This window comes from Streptomyces sp. NPDC006476 (assembly GCF_040612015.1).
Classification (GTDB): domain Bacteria; phylum Actinomycetota; class Actinomycetes; order Streptomycetales; family Streptomycetaceae; genus Streptomyces; species Streptomyces griseorubiginosus_B.
In genome coordinates, this window is record NZ_JBEXPK010000044.1 from 51,885 (window position 1) to 68,239 (window position 16,355).

Genomic DNA, 16,355 nt, shown 5'->3' on the forward strand with positions numbered 1-16,355 from the left:
CTACGGGCGACGGATCGCGTCGGCCGCGGCCGTGGCGGCGGGCCCCGCGGCCAGCTCGGTCTCCAGCAGCTGCTTACCGAGCAGCTCGGGGTCCGGGAGCTCCATCGGGTACTCGCCGTCGAAGCAGGCGCGGCACAGGTTCGGCTTGGCGATGGTGGTCGCCTCGATCATGCCGTCGATGGAGATGTAGGCCAGCGAGTCGGCGCCGAGCGAGGTGCCGATCTCGTCGATCGTCATGCCGTTGGCGATGAGCTCGGCGCGGGTGGCGAAATCTATGCCGAAGAAGCAGGGCCACTTCACGGGCGGCGAGGAGATCCGGATGTGGACCTCGGCGGCCCCGGCCTCGCGGAGCATCCGCACCAGCGCCCGCTGGGTGTTGCCGCGGACGATCGAGTCGTCCACGACGACCAGGCGCTTGCCCTTGATGACTTCCTTCAGCGGATTCAGCTTCAGCCGGATGCCGAGCTGCCGGATGGTCTGCGAGGGCTGGATGAAGGTGCGGCCGACGTAGGCGTTCTTCACCAGGCCCGCGCCGAACGGGATGCCGGAGGCCTCCGCGTAGCCGATGGCGGCCGGGGTGCCGGACTCCGGGGTCGCTATCACCAGGTCGGCCTCGACCGGGGCTTCCTTGGCGAGCTTGCGGCCCATCTCCACGCGGGAGAGGTAGACGTTCCGGCCGGCGATGTCGGTGTCCGGGCGGGCCAGGTACACGTACTCGAAGACACAGCCCTTGGGCTTCGCGTCCGCGAATCGGGAGGTACGGAGGCCGTTCTCGTCGATGGCGACGAACTCGCCGGGCTCGATCTCGCGGACGAAGCTCGCGCCGCAGATGTCGAGGGCGGCGGACTCCGAGGCGACGACCCAGCCGCGCTCGAGGCGGCCGAGGACCAGCGGGCGGATGCCCTGCGGGTCGCGGGCGGCGTAGAGGGTGTGCTCGTCCATGAAGACGAGGGAGAACGCGCCGCGCACCTTCGGCAGGACCGTGTGGGCGGCCTCCTCGATGGTCAGCGGCTTGCCGTCCTCGTCGACCTGGGCCGCGAGCAGCGCGGTGAGCAGGTCGGTGTCGTTGGTGGCGGCGACGCGCGGAGTGCGGCCGCCCTCCTGCTTGGGCAGGTCGGCGACCATCTCGGCGAGCTGCGCCGTGTTGACCAGGTTGCCGTTGTGGCCGAGCGCGATGGAACCGTGCGCGGTGGCGCGGAACGTCGGCTGGGCGTTCTCCCACACGGAGGCGCCGGTGGTCGAGTAGCGGGCGTGTCCGACCGCGATGTGACCCTGGAGCGAACCGAGCGAGGTCTCGTCGAAGACCTGGGAGACCAGGCCCATGTCCTTGAAGACGAGGATCTGGGAGCCGTTGCTGACCGCGATACCCGCAGATTCCTGGCCGCGATGCTGGAGGGCGTAGAGCCCGAAGTAAGTGAGCTTGGCGACCTCTTCACCGGGAGCCCAGACTCCGAAGACGCCGCAGGCGTCCTGGGGGCCCTTCTCACCGGGGAGCAGATCATGATTGAGTCGACCGTCACCACGTGGCACGGCACCGAGTGTAGGCGAGATCGACCACTGGTCCGAATTGGGGATACCCGCCGCTAATGGATCACCGCTCGGCGACCGCCTTGGCGGTTTCTCCGTTTGTGCTGGTCAGCGTGAGGGTTTGCTGATCCAACCCGTAGCTGACGGTGCCGTCGAAGAGACGCAGGAGGCCCTTCTCCGTATGCATGAGTGAGGTGTCGCACATCATTCGTGTGGTGGACGGGGCGCCAAGGGTGATATGTCCGTCGCGAACCGTGGCGTCCGCGGTGACGTGGTTGCAGCCGAGGCGGCCGGTGACCTTGCCGGACTTCCTGTCGAAGGTGAGGTGCGCGGACGTCTTCTGCCGGCTCGGCAGGCCGGTCGCCGTGCCGTTGGAGTCACCGAGTGCCGTGATCGTCCACTTCGTCCCGTACAGCGGGGCGTCCTTCTCCTCGGTCAGCCGGATGCGGTCGCCGTCGTGGGTGGTGAGCGTCAGGCCGTCGTCCTTGGTCTCGACCGTGAGCGAGTGGTCGGTGAGGGTGGCGGCGAGGGCCCGCTCGAAGGCCATGCGCCGGGGCTCGCAGGCCATCAGGGTCTGGCGGGCGTTCGTCAGTTCGACGCGGTGGTCCTTGAAGGCGGCCTTCGCACCGAACTCGTTGCAGCCGTAGTTGCCCACGGCGGTTCCGTCCGCGCGGATCCGGAGGTCGGCGTCGGCGGGAGCGCGCCGGGTGGTGCCGTCCACGGTGACGCTGTCGACCTTCCAGTGGACGCCGGACACCTCCGACGCGACGGAGGTGCTGCCCGTGTCGCTTCCGCATGCCATGACGAGCGGAAGCACGGTCAGGACGGCGACGGTGAGTCGCTGTTTGTCCATGCCGATGGGACGGGAGGGAGGGGAGACCGGTTCCCCCCGTTCACCTCATCAGCGGCAGCAGCCCGCTCAGGTCCGCCCGCTCGCCACTGGCGCTGACCTGAGCCTCCTGGATGGCGTCCGCCCAGGTCACGCGCCCGGTCGCGAGCCGGATCCAGGTCAGCGGGGCGGTCTCGACGACGTTCGGCGGGGTGCCACGGGTGTGCCGGGGGCCCTCGATGCACTGCACCACGGCGTACGGCGGGATCCGCACCTCGGTGGAGCCGCCGGGCGCCTTCGCGGCCAGGGCATCGGCGAGCAGCCGAGTGCAGGCGGCGAGAGCCTGGCGGTCGTACGGCACCTCGAGTCCCGGTATCGCGGCGTTCAGGTCGTCGGTGTGGACGACGAGTTCGACGGTCCGGGTGACGACGTAGTCGGCGAGGGGCAGGGCGCCGACGTTGGTCTCCAGGAGCCGGGTGCCGGGGTGCTCGTCGAGCAGCCGGCCGAGGCTCTGCTCGATGTCCGCGAGATAGGCGCCGAGGTCGGTGCGCTGCTCGGCGAGCCGCCGGGTGAACTCGTCGATGGCCGAGGAGTTGGCGGCGGTGGCGAAGGCCCAGTCGAGCAGCACGGCGTCCTGCTTGGCGGGCTCCGGCTTGTCGAGCGACCGGTGTACGGCCGTCACCGCCATCCCGATGTGCGCCACCAGCTCCCGCACGGTCCACCCACCGAGCCGGGTGGGGAGCGCGAACTGCTCGGGGGACAGCTTCCGTACGGTCTCCCGTACGTTCCCGAGCTGGGCGAGGACCGCGGCGCGGACCTTGGCCGGGTCGTAGGTGCGGGGGCGCTTCTTGGCCGGGGGCATGGCGGCGAGCCTATGCCTTCACGGCGTAGCCGCTCAGCCCCTTTTCGACCAGGTCGAACGCCTGCCGGGCGCGCTCCGCGGCATCGGCGGCGACCTCGTCGGCGGTCTCACCGCGCGCGATGCGGGCGTGATGCTCCTCGATGAGGGCGTTGCGGGCGGCGCTGAGCATCGCGGCGCGGCGATGATGTGCGCGATCTACTACGTCCTGATCTACCTGCAGGTCGCCCGCGGTATCACCAGTTCCTCTGCGGGGCTGTACCTGGCCCCGATGGCCGCAGGCCTGGCGACGGTCGGCCTGCTCACCGGCCCGCTCACCGCACGCGGCTGGACGGCCCGCACCTTCACCCTCACCGGCACGGCCACCAGCGCCGTCGCCTTCGCCCTCCTCGCCACGACGACCGCCCCGCACACCTCACTCTGGCTGATCCGCGGTGAACTCTTCCTGGCCGGCGTCGGCTTCGGCCAACTGGTCGGCCAGCTGATCCTCCTGGTCCAAAACGCCGCTCCGCGCCACCAGCTGGGCGTCGCCACCACCGGCATCCGCTTCTTCCAGACCCTCGGCAACGCCCTGGGCACCGCCCTCTTCGGCACCGTCCTGGCCCGTCTGTACGCCGCCCACGGCCCCGGCGGCGACGTCAGCATGCTGGCCCGGCTCACCGGGGCCGCTCACAAGGACGGAGTGCAGGCCTTCACCGACGCGACGCAGGCGGTCTTCTGGGGCGGGGCGGCGCTGATGACGCTGGCCGCCGTACTGGCGCTACGGCTGCCGACGTCCCCGCCGGCCGAGGGCGGCACCCCGGACGTGAGCCATCAAGGAGCCTCCCAGCTGGACCGAGTACGCGTGCCCCGCCTGCACGGGCAAGAGATGACGGATCACAAGACCAGGGGCAATCCACCCGTGCGTGTGATCGACGGCGAAACCCGCACCACACCGCCGGGACCGGGCAACACTGGTCTTCGCCTGGAAGGGGGTGCAACATGACGGTTATGGCCGAGCGCACGTCTCAGATGTCGGTGGAGGAGTTCGAAACGATCGCCTCCGCCGCTCCCGAGACCGTCACGTTGGAGTTCATTGACGGACGGATCGGAGTCAAGAAGGTGACGGACGGGGACCACGACACGATCGTGTCCTGGCTGACCAAACGCTGTATCCAAGCCCGGCCCGACCTGGACGTGTACCACGGTCGAGGCCTCCGGGTAGCCGCCTATCGGCAGGGCCGGGCGAAGCCTGACGCCGTACTCACGCCCGAGGCCCACTTCGCCGCATACGGCGAATGGGCCGACCCGGAGGGGGCGCTCATGGTGGTCGAGGTCACCTCGTACGACTCGGACACCGACCGGCGCGACCGGTACGAGAAGCCGGCCGCATACGGCCAGGCAGAGATCCCGCTGTACCTCTTGATCGACCGCGACTCCTGCACGGTCACGCTGCACAGCTCACCAGACCGGAAGATCGGTGGCTACCGCGTCGTCCGTACCTCGAAGTTCGGCGAGAAGGTGCTACTCCCCGACCCGATCGGCATCGAACTCGACACGGAGATCCTGAAGAACTACGTCCGCTGAGCCGACCTGCAGAGAAGGCCGCGCCCGGAAACCGATCGTCCGGGGGCGGCCTTCACCGTCGTACTCCCAAGAACTCCTACGCGAGCAGCGCCGGGATCGTCCCCTCGTGGGCCTCGCGCAGCTCCTCCAGGGGCAGTTCGAACTCGCCCTGGAGCTCGACCGAGTCACCGTCCACGACGCCGATGCGCGTGACGGGCAGACCTCGCGCGCCGCACATGTCGTTGAAGCGGACCTCCTCGGAGCGCGGCACGGCGACGATGGCGCGGCCGGCCGACTCGGAGAAGAGGAAGGTGAAGGCGTCCAGTCCGTCCGGTACGACCAGACGGGCGCCCTTGCCGCCCAGCAGCGCCGACTCCACGACCGCCTGGATCAGACCGCCGTCGGACAAGTCGTGCGCGGAGTCGATCATGCCGTCGCGGGAGGCCGAGATGAGGATCTCGGCGAGCAGGCGCTCGCGCTCCAGGTCGACCTTCGGGGGCAGTCCGCCGAGGTGGTCGTGGACGACCTGGGACCAGGCCGAACCGCCGAACTCCTCCCGCGTGTCGCCGAGGAGGTACAGCAGCTGCCCCTCCTCCTGGAAGGCGACCGGGGTGCGGCGGGCGACATCGTCGATGACGCCCAGCACCGCGACCACCGGGGTGGGGTGGATGGCGACCTCGCCGGTCTGGTTGTAGAGGGAGACGTTGCCGCCGGTCACCGGGGTGCCCAACTGCTGGCAGCCGTCGGCGAGTCCACGGATGGCCTCGGCGAACTGCCACATGACGGCCGGGTCCTCGGGCGAGCCGAAGTTCAGGCAGTCCGAGACGGCGAGGGGCTTGGCACCCGTCGTCGCCACGTTCCGGTACGCCTCGGCGAGCGCCAACTGCGCGCCGGCGTACGGGTCCAGCTTCGCGTACCGGCCGTTGCCGTCCGTCGCGATGGCGACCCCGAGGCCGCTCTCCTCGTCGATGCGGATCATGCCGGAGTCCTCCGGCTGGGCCAGCACCGTGTTGCCCTGCACGAAGTGGTCGTACTGCGACGTGATCCACTTCTTGGAGGCCTGGTTGGGGGAGCCGACCAGCTTCAGGACCTGGTCCTTCAGCTCCGCCGAAGTCCCGGGCCGCGCCAGCTTGTTGGCGTCATCCGCCTGGAGCTCGTCCTGCCAGGACGGGCGGGCGTAGGGGCGCTCGTAGACCGGGCCGTCGTGCGCGACGGTGCGCGGGTCGACGTCGACGATCTTCCCGCCGTGCCAGTAGATCTCGAGGCGGTCGCCGTCGGTCACCTCACCGATGACGGTGGCGATGACGTCCCACTTGTCGCAGATCTCCAGGAACCGCTCGACCTTCTCCGGCTCGACGACCGCGCACATGCGTTCCTGAGACTCGCTCATGAGGATCTCCTCGGGCGAGAGCGTGGAGTCGCGCAGCGGTACGTCGTCCAGGGTCACGCGCATGCCGCCGGAGCCGTTGGAGGCGAGCTCGGAGGTGGCGCAGGACAGGCCCGCGGCACCGAGGTCCTGGATGCCGACGACCAGCTTCTCCTTGAAGGCCTCCAGGGTGCACTCGATGAGGAGCTTCTCCTGGAAGGGGTCGCCGACCTGGACGGCCGGGCGCTTGGAGGGCTTGGCGTCGTCGAAGGTCTCGGAGGCGAGGATCGACGCGCCGCCGATGCCGTCACCACCCGTGCGGGCCCCGTAGAGGATGACCTTGTTGCCCGCACCGGACGCCTTCGCGAGGTGGATGTCCTCGTGCCGCATCACACCGATGGCACCGGCGTTGACCAGCGGGTTGCCCTGGTAGCAGGCGTCGAAGACGACCTCGCCGCCGATGTTGGGCAGGCCCAGGCAGTTGCCGTAGCCGCCGATGCCGGCGACGACACCCGGCAGGACACGCTTGGTGTCGGGGTGGTCGGCGGCACCGAACCGCAGCGGGTCGACTACCGCGACCGGGCGGGCGCCCATCGCGATGATGTCGCGCACGATGCCGCCGACGCCGGTGGCCGCGCCCTGGTAGGGCTCGACGTACGACGGGTGGTTGTGCGACTCGACCTTGAAGGTGACGGCGTAGCCCTGGCCGACGTCCACGACACCGGCGTTCTCGCCGATGCCGACGAGAAGGGCGTCGGACTGGGGGGCCTTCTCGCCGAACTGGCGCAGATGCACCTTCGAGGACTTGTAGCTGCAGTGCTCGGACCACATCACGGAGTACATGGCGAGCTCGGCACCGGTCGGGCGGCGGCCGAGGATCTCCACCACCCGCTCGTACTCGTCCTTCTTCAGGCCCAGTTCGGCCCAGGGCAGCTCGACGTCGGGGGTCGCGGCCGCGTGCTCGACCGTGTCCAGAGGCGTCCTGCTCATGCGGTGACCAGCTTCTTGAGGATCGAGGTGAAGAACGGGAGGCCGTCGGTGCGGCCCGTGCCGATCAGCGGCTCGGTGGCGTGCTCCGGGTGCGGCATGAGGCCCACGACGTTGCCGGCCTCGTTGGTGATGCCCGCGATGTCGTTCAGCGAGCCGTTCGGGTTGAAGTCCAGGTACCGGAAGGCCACGCGGCCCTCGGCCTCCAGCTTGTCCAGCGTGTACTGGTCGGCGACGTACCGGCCGTCCATGTTCTTCAGCGGGATGTGGATCTCCTGGCCCTGCTCGTAGTCCACGGTCCAGGCGGTGTCCGCGTTCTCCACCCGCAGCTTCTGGTCGCGGCAGATGAAGTGGAGGTGGTCGTTGCCGAGCATGCCCCCCGGGAGGAGGTGGGCCTCGGTGAGGATCTGGAAGCCGTTGCAGATGCCGAGGACCGGCAGTCCGGCCCGCGCCTGCTCGATGACCGTCTCCATCACCGGCGAGAAGCGGGAGATGGCGCCGGCTCGCAGATAGTCCCCGTAGGAGAAACCACCCGGAAGGACGACCGCGTCCACCTGGTGGAGGTCCTTGTCCTTGTGCCACAGGGCGACCGGCTCGGCACCCGCGAGGCGGATCGCACGCTGGGTGTCCCGGTCGTCGAGGCTGCCCGGGAAAGTGACGACGCCAATACGAGCGGTCACTTCGCGGCCTCCGCGACTTCATCCACGCGTACGGTGAAGTCCTCGATCACGGTGTTGGCGAGGAAGGATTCCGCAAGATCGTGGATACGGGCGAGCGCGGCCTCGTCGACCGGCCCGTCAACTTCCAGTTCGAAACGCTTTCCCTGACGTACGTCCGAGATCCCCTCGAAACCCAGCCGCGGCAGTGCGCGCTGCACCGCCTGGCCCTGGGGGTCGAGGATCTCCGGCTTGAGCATGACGTCGACTACGACGCGTGCCACGTGCACTCCCGGTGGTGTGGTGCTGAGCAGGTTCCTGCAAGTGGTTTCAGACTACCCGCACAAAATTTCTACGCGCGTCGACTTGTAGGAAGCTACGTGACCGCTGTCACGATCCGGCGACGGCGGGGGCGCGCACCAAATTTTCCGGGAAAGATACGCGATCGACAGCCGATAGCTATTGCGCTCGGACACGCGGAAGGATTTAGTCAGACTTCACAATGCATTGTCGGGCGCTGTACAAATGAATTGGCAAGTGCCGTACGAAGGGACCGATATTCGTGGCGCAGAAGGTCGTGGTCACTCTCTTTGACGACATCGACGGCTCGGAAGCGGCGGAAACGATCGCCTTCGGACTCGACGGCAAGTCGTACGAGATCGACCTGAATCAAGCCAATGCCAAGAAACTGCGTAAGGCGCTCGCGCCCTACGTGGAGGCCGGCCGCAAGCGGTCGAAGTCGGGCAAGGCCTACCGGCAGACGGAGGTCGCCCCCGATCCGGCGGCCGTCCGGGCCTGGGCCCAGGCCAACAAGATGGACGTACCCGCTCGCGGCCGCATCCCCAAGAAGGTCTACGAGGCCTTCAGCGAGGCCCAGTAGCCGCCGGCCGACGGCCGGTCAGCCGCCCCTCGGCGGAACCGACTTGCGCTGCACCCCTCCTGGTCAGCTAGAGTCTGGAGCACGCCGAGGGGCAAGGCCGAAAGGCCCAGCTCCGAAGCACATGCGGGTGTAGTTCAGTAGCAGAACATCCCCCTTCCAGGGGGAAGGCGCAGTGTGCAATTCCTGTCACCCGCTCTGCACCGTCGGCCGGACCACTGTTGTGGATCAGGTAGGCTGGTGCTCGCGCCGATCGGTGGGAGCCGGTCGGAGGCAATGCGGACGTAGCTCAGTTGGTAGAGCGCAACCTTGCCAAGGTTGAGGTCGCGAGTTCGAGCCTCGTCGTCCGCTCTTGAAAGAAGGCCCCAGTCATCCGACTGGGGCCTTTGTCATGCGCGACTCTCATGCGCGGCCCGCCTCTGACATTTGTCATGCGGAGTGATGACAGCGCGCACTGCTTCCCCCCGCACGGGCGCCGGGACGCTGGTGCCATGGACACGAACGAACACGTGATTGAGGTCACTGACCTGCGGCGTGTGTACGGGGGCGGGTTCGAGGCGGTGCGCGGAATCACCTTTTCCGTGGGCCGCGGCGAGATCTTCGCGCTGCTCGGCACCAACGGCGCGGGCAAGACGTCCACGGTCGAGCTGCTGGAAGGGCTCGCACGGCCGGCCGGCGGCCGGGTGCGGGTGCTCGGGCACGATCCGTACGGGGAGCGGGCCGCCGTACGGCCACGCACGGGGGTGATGTTGCAGGAGGGCGGCTTCCCCTCCGAGCTGACCGTCGCGGAGACCGCGCGGATGTGGGCCGGGTGCGTGAGCGACGCGCGGCCCGAGCAGGAAGCGCTGGAGCTGGTCGGGCTGCGGCGGCGGGCGGACGTACGGGTGAAGCAGTTGTCCGGAGGTGAACGGCGGCGCCTGGACCTCGCGCTCGCGCTGCTCGGGCGCCCCGAGGTGCTGTTCCTGGACGAGCCGACCACCGGGCTGGACGCCGAAGGGCGCCGGGACACCTGGGGGTTGGTGCGCGCCCTGCGGGACGCGGGGACGACGGTGCTGCTGACCACGCACTACCTGGAGGAGGCCGAGGGGCTCGCCGACCGGCTGGCGATCCTGCACGAGGGGCGCATCGCGGCGACGGGGACACCGGCCGAGGTGACCGCCCGGCAGCCCGCCCGGATCTCCTTCCGTCTCCCCGACGGCTGGTTCCTCGGCGACCTGCCGCCGCTCGCCGAACTGGGGGTGTGCGGCCACGAGACGGACGGGGACGTCGTACGGCTGCGCACGCGGGAGCTGCAGCGCGCGGCCACCGGACTGCTGACCTGGGCCGAGGGCGCACGGGTGGAACTACGCGACCTGGACGTGCGCTCGGCGTCGCTGGAAGAGGCGTTCCTGGGGATCGCGCGGGAGCAGGAGGTGGCGGCATGAAAGGGCTCGGCAACATGGAGGCACTGAGGGAGCGGACGGTCGGCGGGAGTGCGCAGGCCGGCCGGGTGGGGGCGGCGGGTTCCGGGCGGCGGATGCGGGCCCTGGCCCGGGCCGAGCTCACGCTGCTCGGGCGCAACCGTGGCGCGGTGGTCACGGCGTTGCTCGTGCCGCTGGCGCTGCCGTTCAGTGTGCGGCCCGCGGTCGATCAGCTGGACCTCAAGGCCGAGGGGCTGAACATCGGCACGGTGACGCTGACGGCCGCGATCGGGTTCTCCTTCCTGTTCGCCGTGTACACGTCCCTGGTCGGCGCGTACGTCGCCCGCCGCGAGGAACTGGTCCTCAAACGCCTGCGCACCGGCGAGCTCGACGACGCCGAGATCCTGGCCGGCACCGCGCTCCCCGCCGTCTGCCTCGGTCTCGCGCAGACCGTCGTCCTCACCGTCGGCTGCGCGGTGCTGCTGCACCCCGGGGCGCCCAGGGCGCCGTACCTGACCGTCCTCGGGATCCTGGCGGGTCTGGTGCTGTGCGCCGCGTTCGCGGCCCTCACCGCCTCAGTCACCCGGACCGTGGAGAGCGCGCAGGTCACCGCGCTGCCGCTGGTGCTCGTGTCCATGATGGGCTCGGGCATCGCGATCCCGGCCCAGGTACTGCCCGACCGGCTCGCGGCCGTCTGCGAACTCCTGCCCCTGTCCCCCGCGATCCGGCTCGTCCAGGGCGGCTGGACCGGGCGGTTGAGCGCCTACGAGGCCCTGGGCGCGGTGGCGACCGCCCTGGCCTGGAGCGTCGTGGCGGTGTTTGCTGTACGGCGGTGGTTCCGCTGGGAACCCCGGCGCTGAGGGAACGGGGGGAGCCGTGTTCGGGCGGATCAGGGGCTGGCAGCGGCGGCATTGGCGGGATCGGAGCAAGGCCGAGCGAGTCGAGCTGCAGAGCGTGCTCACCTGGTACGCGACCACGTGGCTCTTCTCCTTCTCCTGGCTGGCGCTGCCGCTGGTGGGAGGGATCGCCCAGCGCCCGGTTCCGCTGGTCGTCGGAGGACTGCTGCTGCTCGTGAGCGCCCTGCAGTGCGCCGAGGCAAACCGGCTCACCCGGCCCGTGCTCGACCACTACCTGGGCCGGGCCGTTCTCCCGCCGCGCGCCCTGCGCCCCGCCGCCGTCCTCCTTGCCCTTGCGCTGGTCCTGCCCCTGGTGCTGACCGCGCTGGGCGGCTCCGACCCGATGGCGATCCGGCTCGCCGTCGGCGCCGCGCTGCTGCCGTTCGGGGTGCTGTACGGGCTGGCGCTGCCGCTGGTGACCTTCCTGCGCCGGTCGGCCGTGCTCGCCGTGGTGCTCATGGCCGCGTTCGCCTGGGCCGACCCGGAGCCCGCCGGCATCCTCATGGTCGGCGTCCTCACCGTCTTCGGCGCGCTCTTCTCGCTGATCAGCGGCCGTTGCGGCGCCTGGACGCTGTCGGTCCTGTGGGAGGCGGAGCGGGGCCGCGAGGTCCAGGCCCGGCTCGCGGTCGCGGAGGAACGGCTGCGGTTCGGCCGCGACCTGCACGACGTGATGGGGCGGAACCTGGCCGTGATCGCCCTGAAGAGCGAACTCGCCGTGCAGCTGGCCCGGCGCGGGCGGCCCGAGGCCGTGGACCAGATGATCGAGGTGCAGCGGATCGCGCGGGAGTCGCAGCGAGAGGTGCGGGATGTCGTACGGGGGTATCGGGAGGCCGACCTCGGGGTCGAACTGGCAGGTGCGCAGGGGGTGTTGAGCGCCGCCGGGATCGAATGCGCGGTGCGGGGGACGGCTGTCGCGGGGCTCGATGCGGAGGTGCAGGGGGTGTTGGGGTGGGTGGTGCGGGAGGCCACGACGAACGTGCTGCGGCACGGGGACGCGGCGCTATGTGACATATCACTGAATATTGAACGAGATCGTGTGGTGCTGACCGTGCAGAACGACGGGGTGTCCGCCCCCGCGCCCGGCCGGGGGTCCGGACTCACCGGGCTGCACGAGCGGTTGGCCGCGGTGGGCGGGACGCTGGAAGCGGGGCCGGTCGGCGGCGGCCGGTTCCGGGTGGTGGCCGAGGTGCCGTTGAGTGTGAGTGAGAGTGTGAGCGAGGTCACCGCATGACGGGCGTCGTACGACTGCTCCTCGCCGACGACGAACATCTGATCCGGGGCGCGCTCGCCGCGCTGCTCTCCCTGGAGGACGACCTCGTCGTGGTCGCCGAGGCGGCGAGCGGTCCCGAGGCGCTGGCCATGGCCCGGGCGCACGCACCGGACGTGGTCGTACTCGATCTCCAGATGCCCGGCGCGGACGGTGTGAAGGTCGCCACATCACTGCGGGCCGAACTGCCCGGCTGCCAGGTTCTGATCGTCACCAGTCACGGGCGGCCCGGGCATCTGAAGCGGGCGCTCGCTGCAGGGGTGCGCGGGTTCGTGCCGAAGACGGTCAGCGCCCAGCGGCTCGCGGAGATCATCCGGACCGTGCATGCCGGGAACCGTTATGTCGACCCGGAGTTGGCCGCCGACGCCATCGCCGCCGGGAACTCCCCGCTGACCGCCCGGGAGGCCGAGGTGCTGGAACTCGCGGCCGACGGGGCGCCCGTCGCGGAGATCGCCGAGCGGGCCGCGCTGTCGCAGGGGACCGTGCGGAACTACCTGTCCTCGGCCGTCTCCAAGCTCGGGGCGGAGAACCGGCACTCCGCGGTGCGTCTCGCGCGGGAGCGGGGTTGGGTATAGTTGCTCTCGCGCCACGGCGCAACGCGGACGTAGCTCAGTTGGTAGAGCGCAACCTTGCCAAGGTTGAGGTCGCGAGTTCGAGCCTCGTCGTCCGCTCAGGATCAAGGCCCCGGTCATCGACCGGGGCCTTTGTCGTGCGCCCGCGGGGGTACGGCCCCGGTTGCCGGCCGGGGTCTTTGTCATGCGGTCAGCTCCAGCTGGTGCCCGTCAGACGCTCGTACGCCTCCAGGTACTTGGCGCGGGTCCGCTCCACGACCTCCTCGGGCAGCGGCGGCGGGGGCTGCTCGCTCTTGCGGTCCCAGCCCGAGGCCGGCGAGGTCAGCCAGTCCCGCACGAACTGCTTGTCGTACGACGGCTGCGGGTGGCCCGGCTCCCACTGCTCGGCCGGCCAGAAGCGGGAGGAGTCAGGGGTGAGGACCTCGTCCGCGATGACGAGGGTGTCCCCGTCGAAGCCGAACTCGAACTTGGTGTCCGCGAGGATGATCCCGCGCTCACGGGCGATGTCCCGGCCGCGGGCGTAGACGGCGAGGGTCGCCTGGCGCAGCCGGGCGGCGGTGTCGGCGCCGACCTGGCGGGCGACCTCCTCGTAGGAGACGTTCTCGTCGTGCTCGCCGACGGCGGCCTTGGTGGCCGGGGTGAAGATCGGGGCGGGGAGTTCGCTGCCGTCGACCAGGCCCTCGGGGAGGGCGAGACCGCAGACGGTGCGGGACTCGTCGTACTCCAGCAGGCCGGAGCCGGTGAGATAGCCACGGGCGACGGCCTCCACCGGGATCATCTGCAGCGGCTTGCACACCAGGGTGCGGCCGGCCCATTCGGCGGGGGCGCCGGCGGGGAGTTCGGTGCTCAGGACGTGGTTGGGGATCAGATCGGCGATCTGGTCGAACCACCACAGGGACAGCTGGGTGAGGACCCGGCCCTTGTCGGGGATGTCGGTCGGCAGCACCCAGTCGAAGGCGGAGATGCGGTCGCTGGCGACCATCACGAGGTCGCCCGCCTCGTTCTGGTACAGCTCGCGCACCTTGCCGGTGTGCAAGTGCACCAGGCCCGGAACCTGGAGCGGCTCGGGCTTTTCTACGAATCCGGACACGGTTCCTCCCCGTGGTTCTGTCCAATGGCTCGATTCTCCCGTATGCCGGGGATCGCCCCAGGACTGGGGTGGCTTCGGATGGGGCGGTGACGTGGGCTTACGTGAGCTCAGTCACGTTTGCAGATGCGGTCCAGGAGGTTGACGGTGGCGCGCTGGACGCGTTCGTCGACGTGGCCCGGACGGTCCAGGGACGGGGACCAGGCGAACGTTCCGGACGCGAAGACGAGGGCGCCGGAGGGGGCGCGGTAGAGGGACGTCTCCTGGTGGCGCATGACGCCCTCGGCGTCGGTATAGGGGGAGTGTGCGAGCAGGACGCGGTCCTCGTGCTCGGGCAGCGGGGTGCGCGGGAAGTACCGGTCGGCCTCGCCCGCGACCAGGCCCTCGATCTCCTCGCCCTCGTGCGCTCCGGTGGCGTCCCACAGCCAGTGGTCGGCGTTGCGGACGATCAGCGGGTGCGGCTCGGGGACCCGGCCCGCGTACTGGATGCCGACCAACTGCTGTTCGGGGCGGTCGACTTCGCGCCACAGCACGGGCTTGCCGGGGCCCTTGCGTTTTCGGCAGGTCAGCAGGCGGTCGGGGACGCCGGACGGGGAGGGGCCCAACTCCACCTGCCAGTACATGGTATTGGCGGACAGGAAGACGAGGGAGGTGCCGCTCTCCCGGGCCAGCTCGACGGTGCGGCGCATGCCGGTCGACCAGTACTCGTCGTGGCCGGGGAAGACCAGGCCTCGGTAGCGGGTGGGGTCCACGCGGCCGGCGTGCAGGTCGCGGGCGTCGGCGTAGGCGAGGTCGTAGCCGTAGCGCTCGGCGAAGCGGATGAAGTCGTAGGCGTGGCCGACGTGCAGGGGCAGGCCGGCGCCGGCGTACGGACGGTCGAAGGAGACCGTCGTCGCCGCGTCCGACTCGCCGAGCAGCCGGCCCTGTTCGTCCCAGGCGTGGTAGAGGCTGGCGCCGGTGCGGCCGTCCTCCGGGTAGAGGTTGTACGCCTGCCAGGTCACGTCGGGCAGCAGCAGGAGCAGGTCGGCGGGGTGGTTGTCGCGGACCGTGAAGGGGATGTGGGAGCGGTAGCCGTCGGCCGTGGTCAGGACGGCGACGTACGCCCCGATGCTCCAGTAGCTCGGGATCTGCAGCCGCCAGGACAGCCACCAGTGGTGGCAGGAGACCGTGCGGTCCGCGGTCAGCGGCGGGGGCTGGACGATGCCCGAGAGGCGGGGGCTGGTGGTGATCTTCGAGGCGCCGTCGCCGCCGTAGTGGCCGATGCGGTAGATGTCCACCGCGAACTGCTGCGGCGGGTCGACCGTGACATGGAAGTCGACGGCGTCGCCCGGGGAGACCGCGCCGGTGGAGATGAAGCCCTTGATCTGCCGGCCGACGTCGTCGGCCGAGCGGGGACCGCCTCCGGAGCGGGGCGCGGGGACGCGGGTGCCGCTGGCGGGCGTTCGGGGGGAAGGCTGGGGAGCCTGGTCCACGTACCAGGGGACGACCTGGCCGGTGTCGTCGAAGTAGGTCTCCGTGCCGCGCAGCCAGGGGACGGGGCCCTGGCCGAAGGGGTCGGTCACGGCGTGCGCCAGCGCTCCGGATTCCCAGCGGCGGATCTGCTCCGACCCCATGGTCGCTCCCCTCCCTCGTGCCCCCGTGGTCGCTTGGTCGCGCGTCCTGTGCCGTATGCCCTTGCCATGTGCCCGATCGGTCCAAGCACATCACATTACGCACGCAGGTGGTCACTAGTCGTTGCTAATTGGCCAGAAGTGGAATGGGGGGTTCCGGAAGTTGCGCCGTCGGGGCGGTCAGCCCAGCCGCACCGGCTTCTCCGGGCGTATGCCGGATTCGCGCAGCCAGGCCCGCAGGGGGGCGGGGTCGCCGTCCTCGACGAGGCTGAGGACCCGGGGGGTGAGGTCGGTGGCCCGTTCGCCGTTGAGGAGGAGGGTGGGGCCGTCCAGCCAGTCCAGGCCGGGGGTCGCGCCCGCGGTGTCCATGGCGGCGCAGCAGACCATCGCGGTGACGTGTTCGGTGAGCAACTCGCGGGCGCTGCGCGGTGGTTGGAGCGGGAAGAGGGGGAGCGTCGCCTCGTCCCAGGGGACCGCGTCGGGAGTGGCCCGGCCGACCGGAGCGGCTGTTGCTTCCTCGCGGGAGAGCTGGGTGGTCAGGGCGGCGGCGAGGGTGGCGGCAGGACCGTCCGGCTCGGGCTCGCCTTCGTCCTCCTCGTCGATTCCGTCCGCACCCGGGCGGCGTTCGAGGTCAGCTGGCGCCGACCCCTGGGCGCCCAGGGTTTCCTCGCCGTCGGTGGTCGCGGGTCCGTGCGGCCTGGGGGCCTGGGCCTCCTCGCCGCCGGTGGTCGCGGATCCGTGCGGCATGGGGGCTTGCGCCTCCTCGCCGTCGGCGACCGCGGGTCCGTGCGGCATGGGGGTCTGGGCCTCCTCGCCGTCTGTGGCCGCAGGTCCGTGCGGCATGGGGGTCTGGGCCTCCTCGCCGTCTGTGGCCGCG

Annotated in this window: 16 protein-coding genes, 3 tRNA genes and 1 pseudogene; 10 read left to right on the forward strand and 10 right to left on the reverse strand. The window is 70.4% G+C overall.

Annotated features, from left to right (window positions below):
* From purF to ABZZ74_RS36425, 4 genes are all read right to left on the reverse strand, one after another.
* Positions 1-1,530, reverse strand: coding sequence for an amidophosphoribosyltransferase (gene purF, locus ABZZ74_RS36410; RefSeq protein ID WP_133049038.1), 1,530 nt, complete (start codon positions 1,528-1,530; stop codon positions 1-3).
* A gap of 61 nt (positions 1,531-1,591) precedes the next feature.
* The gene (locus tag ABZZ74_RS36415) at positions 1,592-2,380 is read right to left on the reverse strand and encodes an META domain-containing protein (RefSeq protein ID WP_356772414.1); all 789 of its coding nucleotides are present in this window, start codon (positions 2,378-2,380) and stop codon (positions 1,592-1,594) included.
* Positions 2,381-2,420: 40 nt separating this feature from the next.
* Positions 2,421-3,218 (reverse strand): sterol carrier family protein, encoded by a 798-nt coding sequence (locus tag ABZZ74_RS36420; protein WP_356772416.1) that lies wholly within the window; start codon positions 3,216-3,218, stop codon positions 2,421-2,423.
* Positions 3,219-3,228: 10 nt separating this feature from the next.
* On the reverse strand, positions 3,229-3,387 hold the full coding sequence (locus tag ABZZ74_RS36425) for a hypothetical protein (protein WP_356772418.1): 159 nt from the start codon (positions 3,385-3,387) through the stop codon (positions 3,229-3,231).
* A gap of 12 nt (positions 3,388-3,399) precedes the next feature.
* Between ABZZ74_RS36425 and ABZZ74_RS36430 the strand changes: the two genes are divergently transcribed.
* Positions 3,400-4,200, forward strand: a complete 801-nt coding sequence (locus ABZZ74_RS36430; protein WP_356772420.1) for an MFS transporter — start codon at positions 3,400-3,402, stop codon at positions 4,198-4,200.
* Positions 4,197-4,781, forward strand: coding sequence for a Uma2 family endonuclease (locus ABZZ74_RS36435; RefSeq protein ID WP_356772422.1), 585 nt, complete (start codon positions 4,197-4,199; stop codon positions 4,779-4,781). Before ABZZ74_RS36430 ends, ABZZ74_RS36435 begins: the two co-directional genes overlap by 4 nt.
* A 76-nt stretch (positions 4,782-4,857) precedes the next feature.
* On the opposite strand, the gene purL is transcribed toward ABZZ74_RS36435, so the two are convergent.
* Genes purL through purS form a run of 3 tightly spaced genes read right to left on the reverse strand, consistent with a single transcriptional unit; the run spans position 4,858 to position 8,053 of the window.
* Positions 4,858-7,116, reverse strand: a complete 2,259-nt coding sequence (gene purL / locus ABZZ74_RS36440) for a phosphoribosylformylglycinamidine synthase subunit PurL (protein WP_356772424.1) — start codon at positions 7,114-7,116, stop codon at positions 4,858-4,860.
* Positions 7,113-7,793, reverse strand: a complete 681-nt coding sequence (purQ, locus tag ABZZ74_RS36445; RefSeq protein ID WP_208782272.1) for a phosphoribosylformylglycinamidine synthase subunit PurQ — start codon at positions 7,791-7,793, stop codon at positions 7,113-7,115. The genes purL and purQ overlap by 4 nt, the downstream gene beginning before the upstream one ends.
* A complete protein-coding gene (gene purS / locus ABZZ74_RS36450; protein WP_093501106.1) occupies positions 7,790-8,053 on the reverse strand; it encodes a phosphoribosylformylglycinamidine synthase subunit PurS in 264 nt (87 codons plus the stop codon). The genes purQ and purS overlap by 4 nt, the downstream gene beginning before the upstream one ends.
* A 278-nt stretch (positions 8,054-8,331) precedes the next feature.
* Between purS and ABZZ74_RS36455 the strand changes: the two genes are divergently transcribed.
* From ABZZ74_RS36455 to ABZZ74_RS36490, 8 genes are all read left to right on the forward strand, one after another.
* Complete coding sequence (locus tag ABZZ74_RS36455) at positions 8,332-8,649, forward strand: Lsr2 family protein (protein ID WP_133049042.1); 318 nt, start codon at positions 8,332-8,334, stop codon at positions 8,647-8,649.
* Between the two features lie 123 nt (positions 8,650-8,772).
* Positions 8,773-8,844, forward strand: a tRNA-Gly gene (locus ABZZ74_RS36460).
* Positions 8,845-8,924: 80 nt separating this feature from the next.
* Positions 8,925-8,997, forward strand: a tRNA-Gly gene (locus ABZZ74_RS36465).
* A 140-nt stretch (positions 8,998-9,137) separates the two neighbouring features.
* Complete coding sequence (locus ABZZ74_RS36470; RefSeq protein ID WP_356772427.1) at positions 9,138-10,070, forward strand: ABC transporter ATP-binding protein; 933 nt, start codon at positions 9,138-9,140, stop codon at positions 10,068-10,070.
* Between the two features lie 92 nt (positions 10,071-10,162).
* Positions 10,163-10,906, forward strand: a complete 744-nt coding sequence (locus ABZZ74_RS36475; RefSeq protein WP_356772450.1) for an ABC transporter permease — start codon at positions 10,163-10,165, stop codon at positions 10,904-10,906.
* A gap of 16 nt (positions 10,907-10,922) precedes the next feature.
* A complete protein-coding gene (locus ABZZ74_RS36480; protein WP_356772429.1) occupies positions 10,923-12,173 on the forward strand; it encodes a histidine kinase in 1,251 nt (416 codons plus the stop codon).
* The gene (locus tag ABZZ74_RS36485; RefSeq protein ID WP_356772431.1) at positions 12,170-12,784 is read left to right on the forward strand and encodes a response regulator transcription factor; all 615 of its coding nucleotides are present in this window, start codon (positions 12,170-12,172) and stop codon (positions 12,782-12,784) included. Before ABZZ74_RS36480 ends, ABZZ74_RS36485 begins: the two co-directional genes overlap by 4 nt.
* Before the next feature lie 23 nt (positions 12,785-12,807).
* Positions 12,808-12,880 (forward strand) — tRNA-Gly (locus ABZZ74_RS36490).
* Positions 12,881-12,971: 91 nt separating this feature from the next.
* On the opposite strand, the gene ABZZ74_RS36495 is transcribed toward ABZZ74_RS36490, so the two are convergent.
* The 3 genes and pseudogenes from ABZZ74_RS36495 to ABZZ74_RS36505 all read right to left on the reverse strand — a co-directional run.
* Positions 12,972-13,871: a phosphoribosylaminoimidazolesuccinocarboxamide synthase gene (locus ABZZ74_RS36495; RefSeq protein ID WP_356772433.1), complete on the reverse strand. Its 900-nt coding sequence runs from the start codon at positions 13,869-13,871 to the stop codon at positions 12,972-12,974.
* A 107-nt stretch (positions 13,872-13,978) separates the two neighbouring features.
* The gene (locus ABZZ74_RS36500) at positions 13,979-15,481 is read right to left on the reverse strand and encodes a N,N-dimethylformamidase beta subunit family domain-containing protein (RefSeq protein WP_356772435.1); all 1,503 of its coding nucleotides are present in this window, start codon (positions 15,479-15,481) and stop codon (positions 13,979-13,981) included.
* 177 nt (positions 15,482-15,658) lie between these two features.
* A pseudogene (locus tag ABZZ74_RS36505) lies at positions 15,659-16,355 on the reverse strand (hypothetical protein); the annotation flags it as partial.

Excerpts from the sequence above, each read along its gene's own strand:
- ABZZ74_RS36415 (WP_356772414.1), bottom strand. The coding sequence starts at position 2,380 with ATGGACAAACAGCGACTCACCGTCGCCGTCCTGACCGTGCTTCCGCTC.
- ABZZ74_RS36470 (WP_356772427.1), top strand. The coding sequence starts at position 9,138 with ATGGACACGAACGAACACGTGATTGAGGTCACTGACCTGCGGCGTGTG.
- ABZZ74_RS36485 (WP_356772431.1), top strand. The coding sequence starts at position 12,170 with ATGACGGGCGTCGTACGACTGCTCCTCGCCGACGACGAACATCTGATC.
- ABZZ74_RS36430 (WP_356772420.1), top strand. The coding sequence starts at position 3,400 with ATGATGTGCGCGATCTACTACGTCCTGATCTACCTGCAGGTCGCCCGC.
- purL (WP_356772424.1), bottom strand. The coding sequence starts at position 7,116 with ATGAGCAGGACGCCTCTGGACACGGTCGAGCACGCGGCCGCGACCCCC.
- ABZZ74_RS36500 (WP_356772435.1), bottom strand. The coding sequence starts at position 15,481 with ATGGGGTCGGAGCAGATCCGCCGCTGGGAATCCGGAGCGCTGGCGCAC.
- ABZZ74_RS36475 (WP_356772450.1), top strand. The coding sequence starts at position 10,163 with ATGCGGGCCCTGGCCCGGGCCGAGCTCACGCTGCTCGGGCGCAACCGT.
- ABZZ74_RS36435 (WP_356772422.1), top strand. The coding sequence starts at position 4,197 with ATGACGGTTATGGCCGAGCGCACGTCTCAGATGTCGGTGGAGGAGTTC.
- ABZZ74_RS36420 (WP_356772416.1), bottom strand. The coding sequence starts at position 3,218 with ATGCCCCCGGCCAAGAAGCGCCCCCGCACCTACGACCCGGCCAAGGTC.
- ABZZ74_RS36425 (WP_356772418.1), bottom strand. The coding sequence starts at position 3,387 with ATGCTCAGCGCCGCCCGCAACGCCCTCATCGAGGAGCATCACGCCCGC.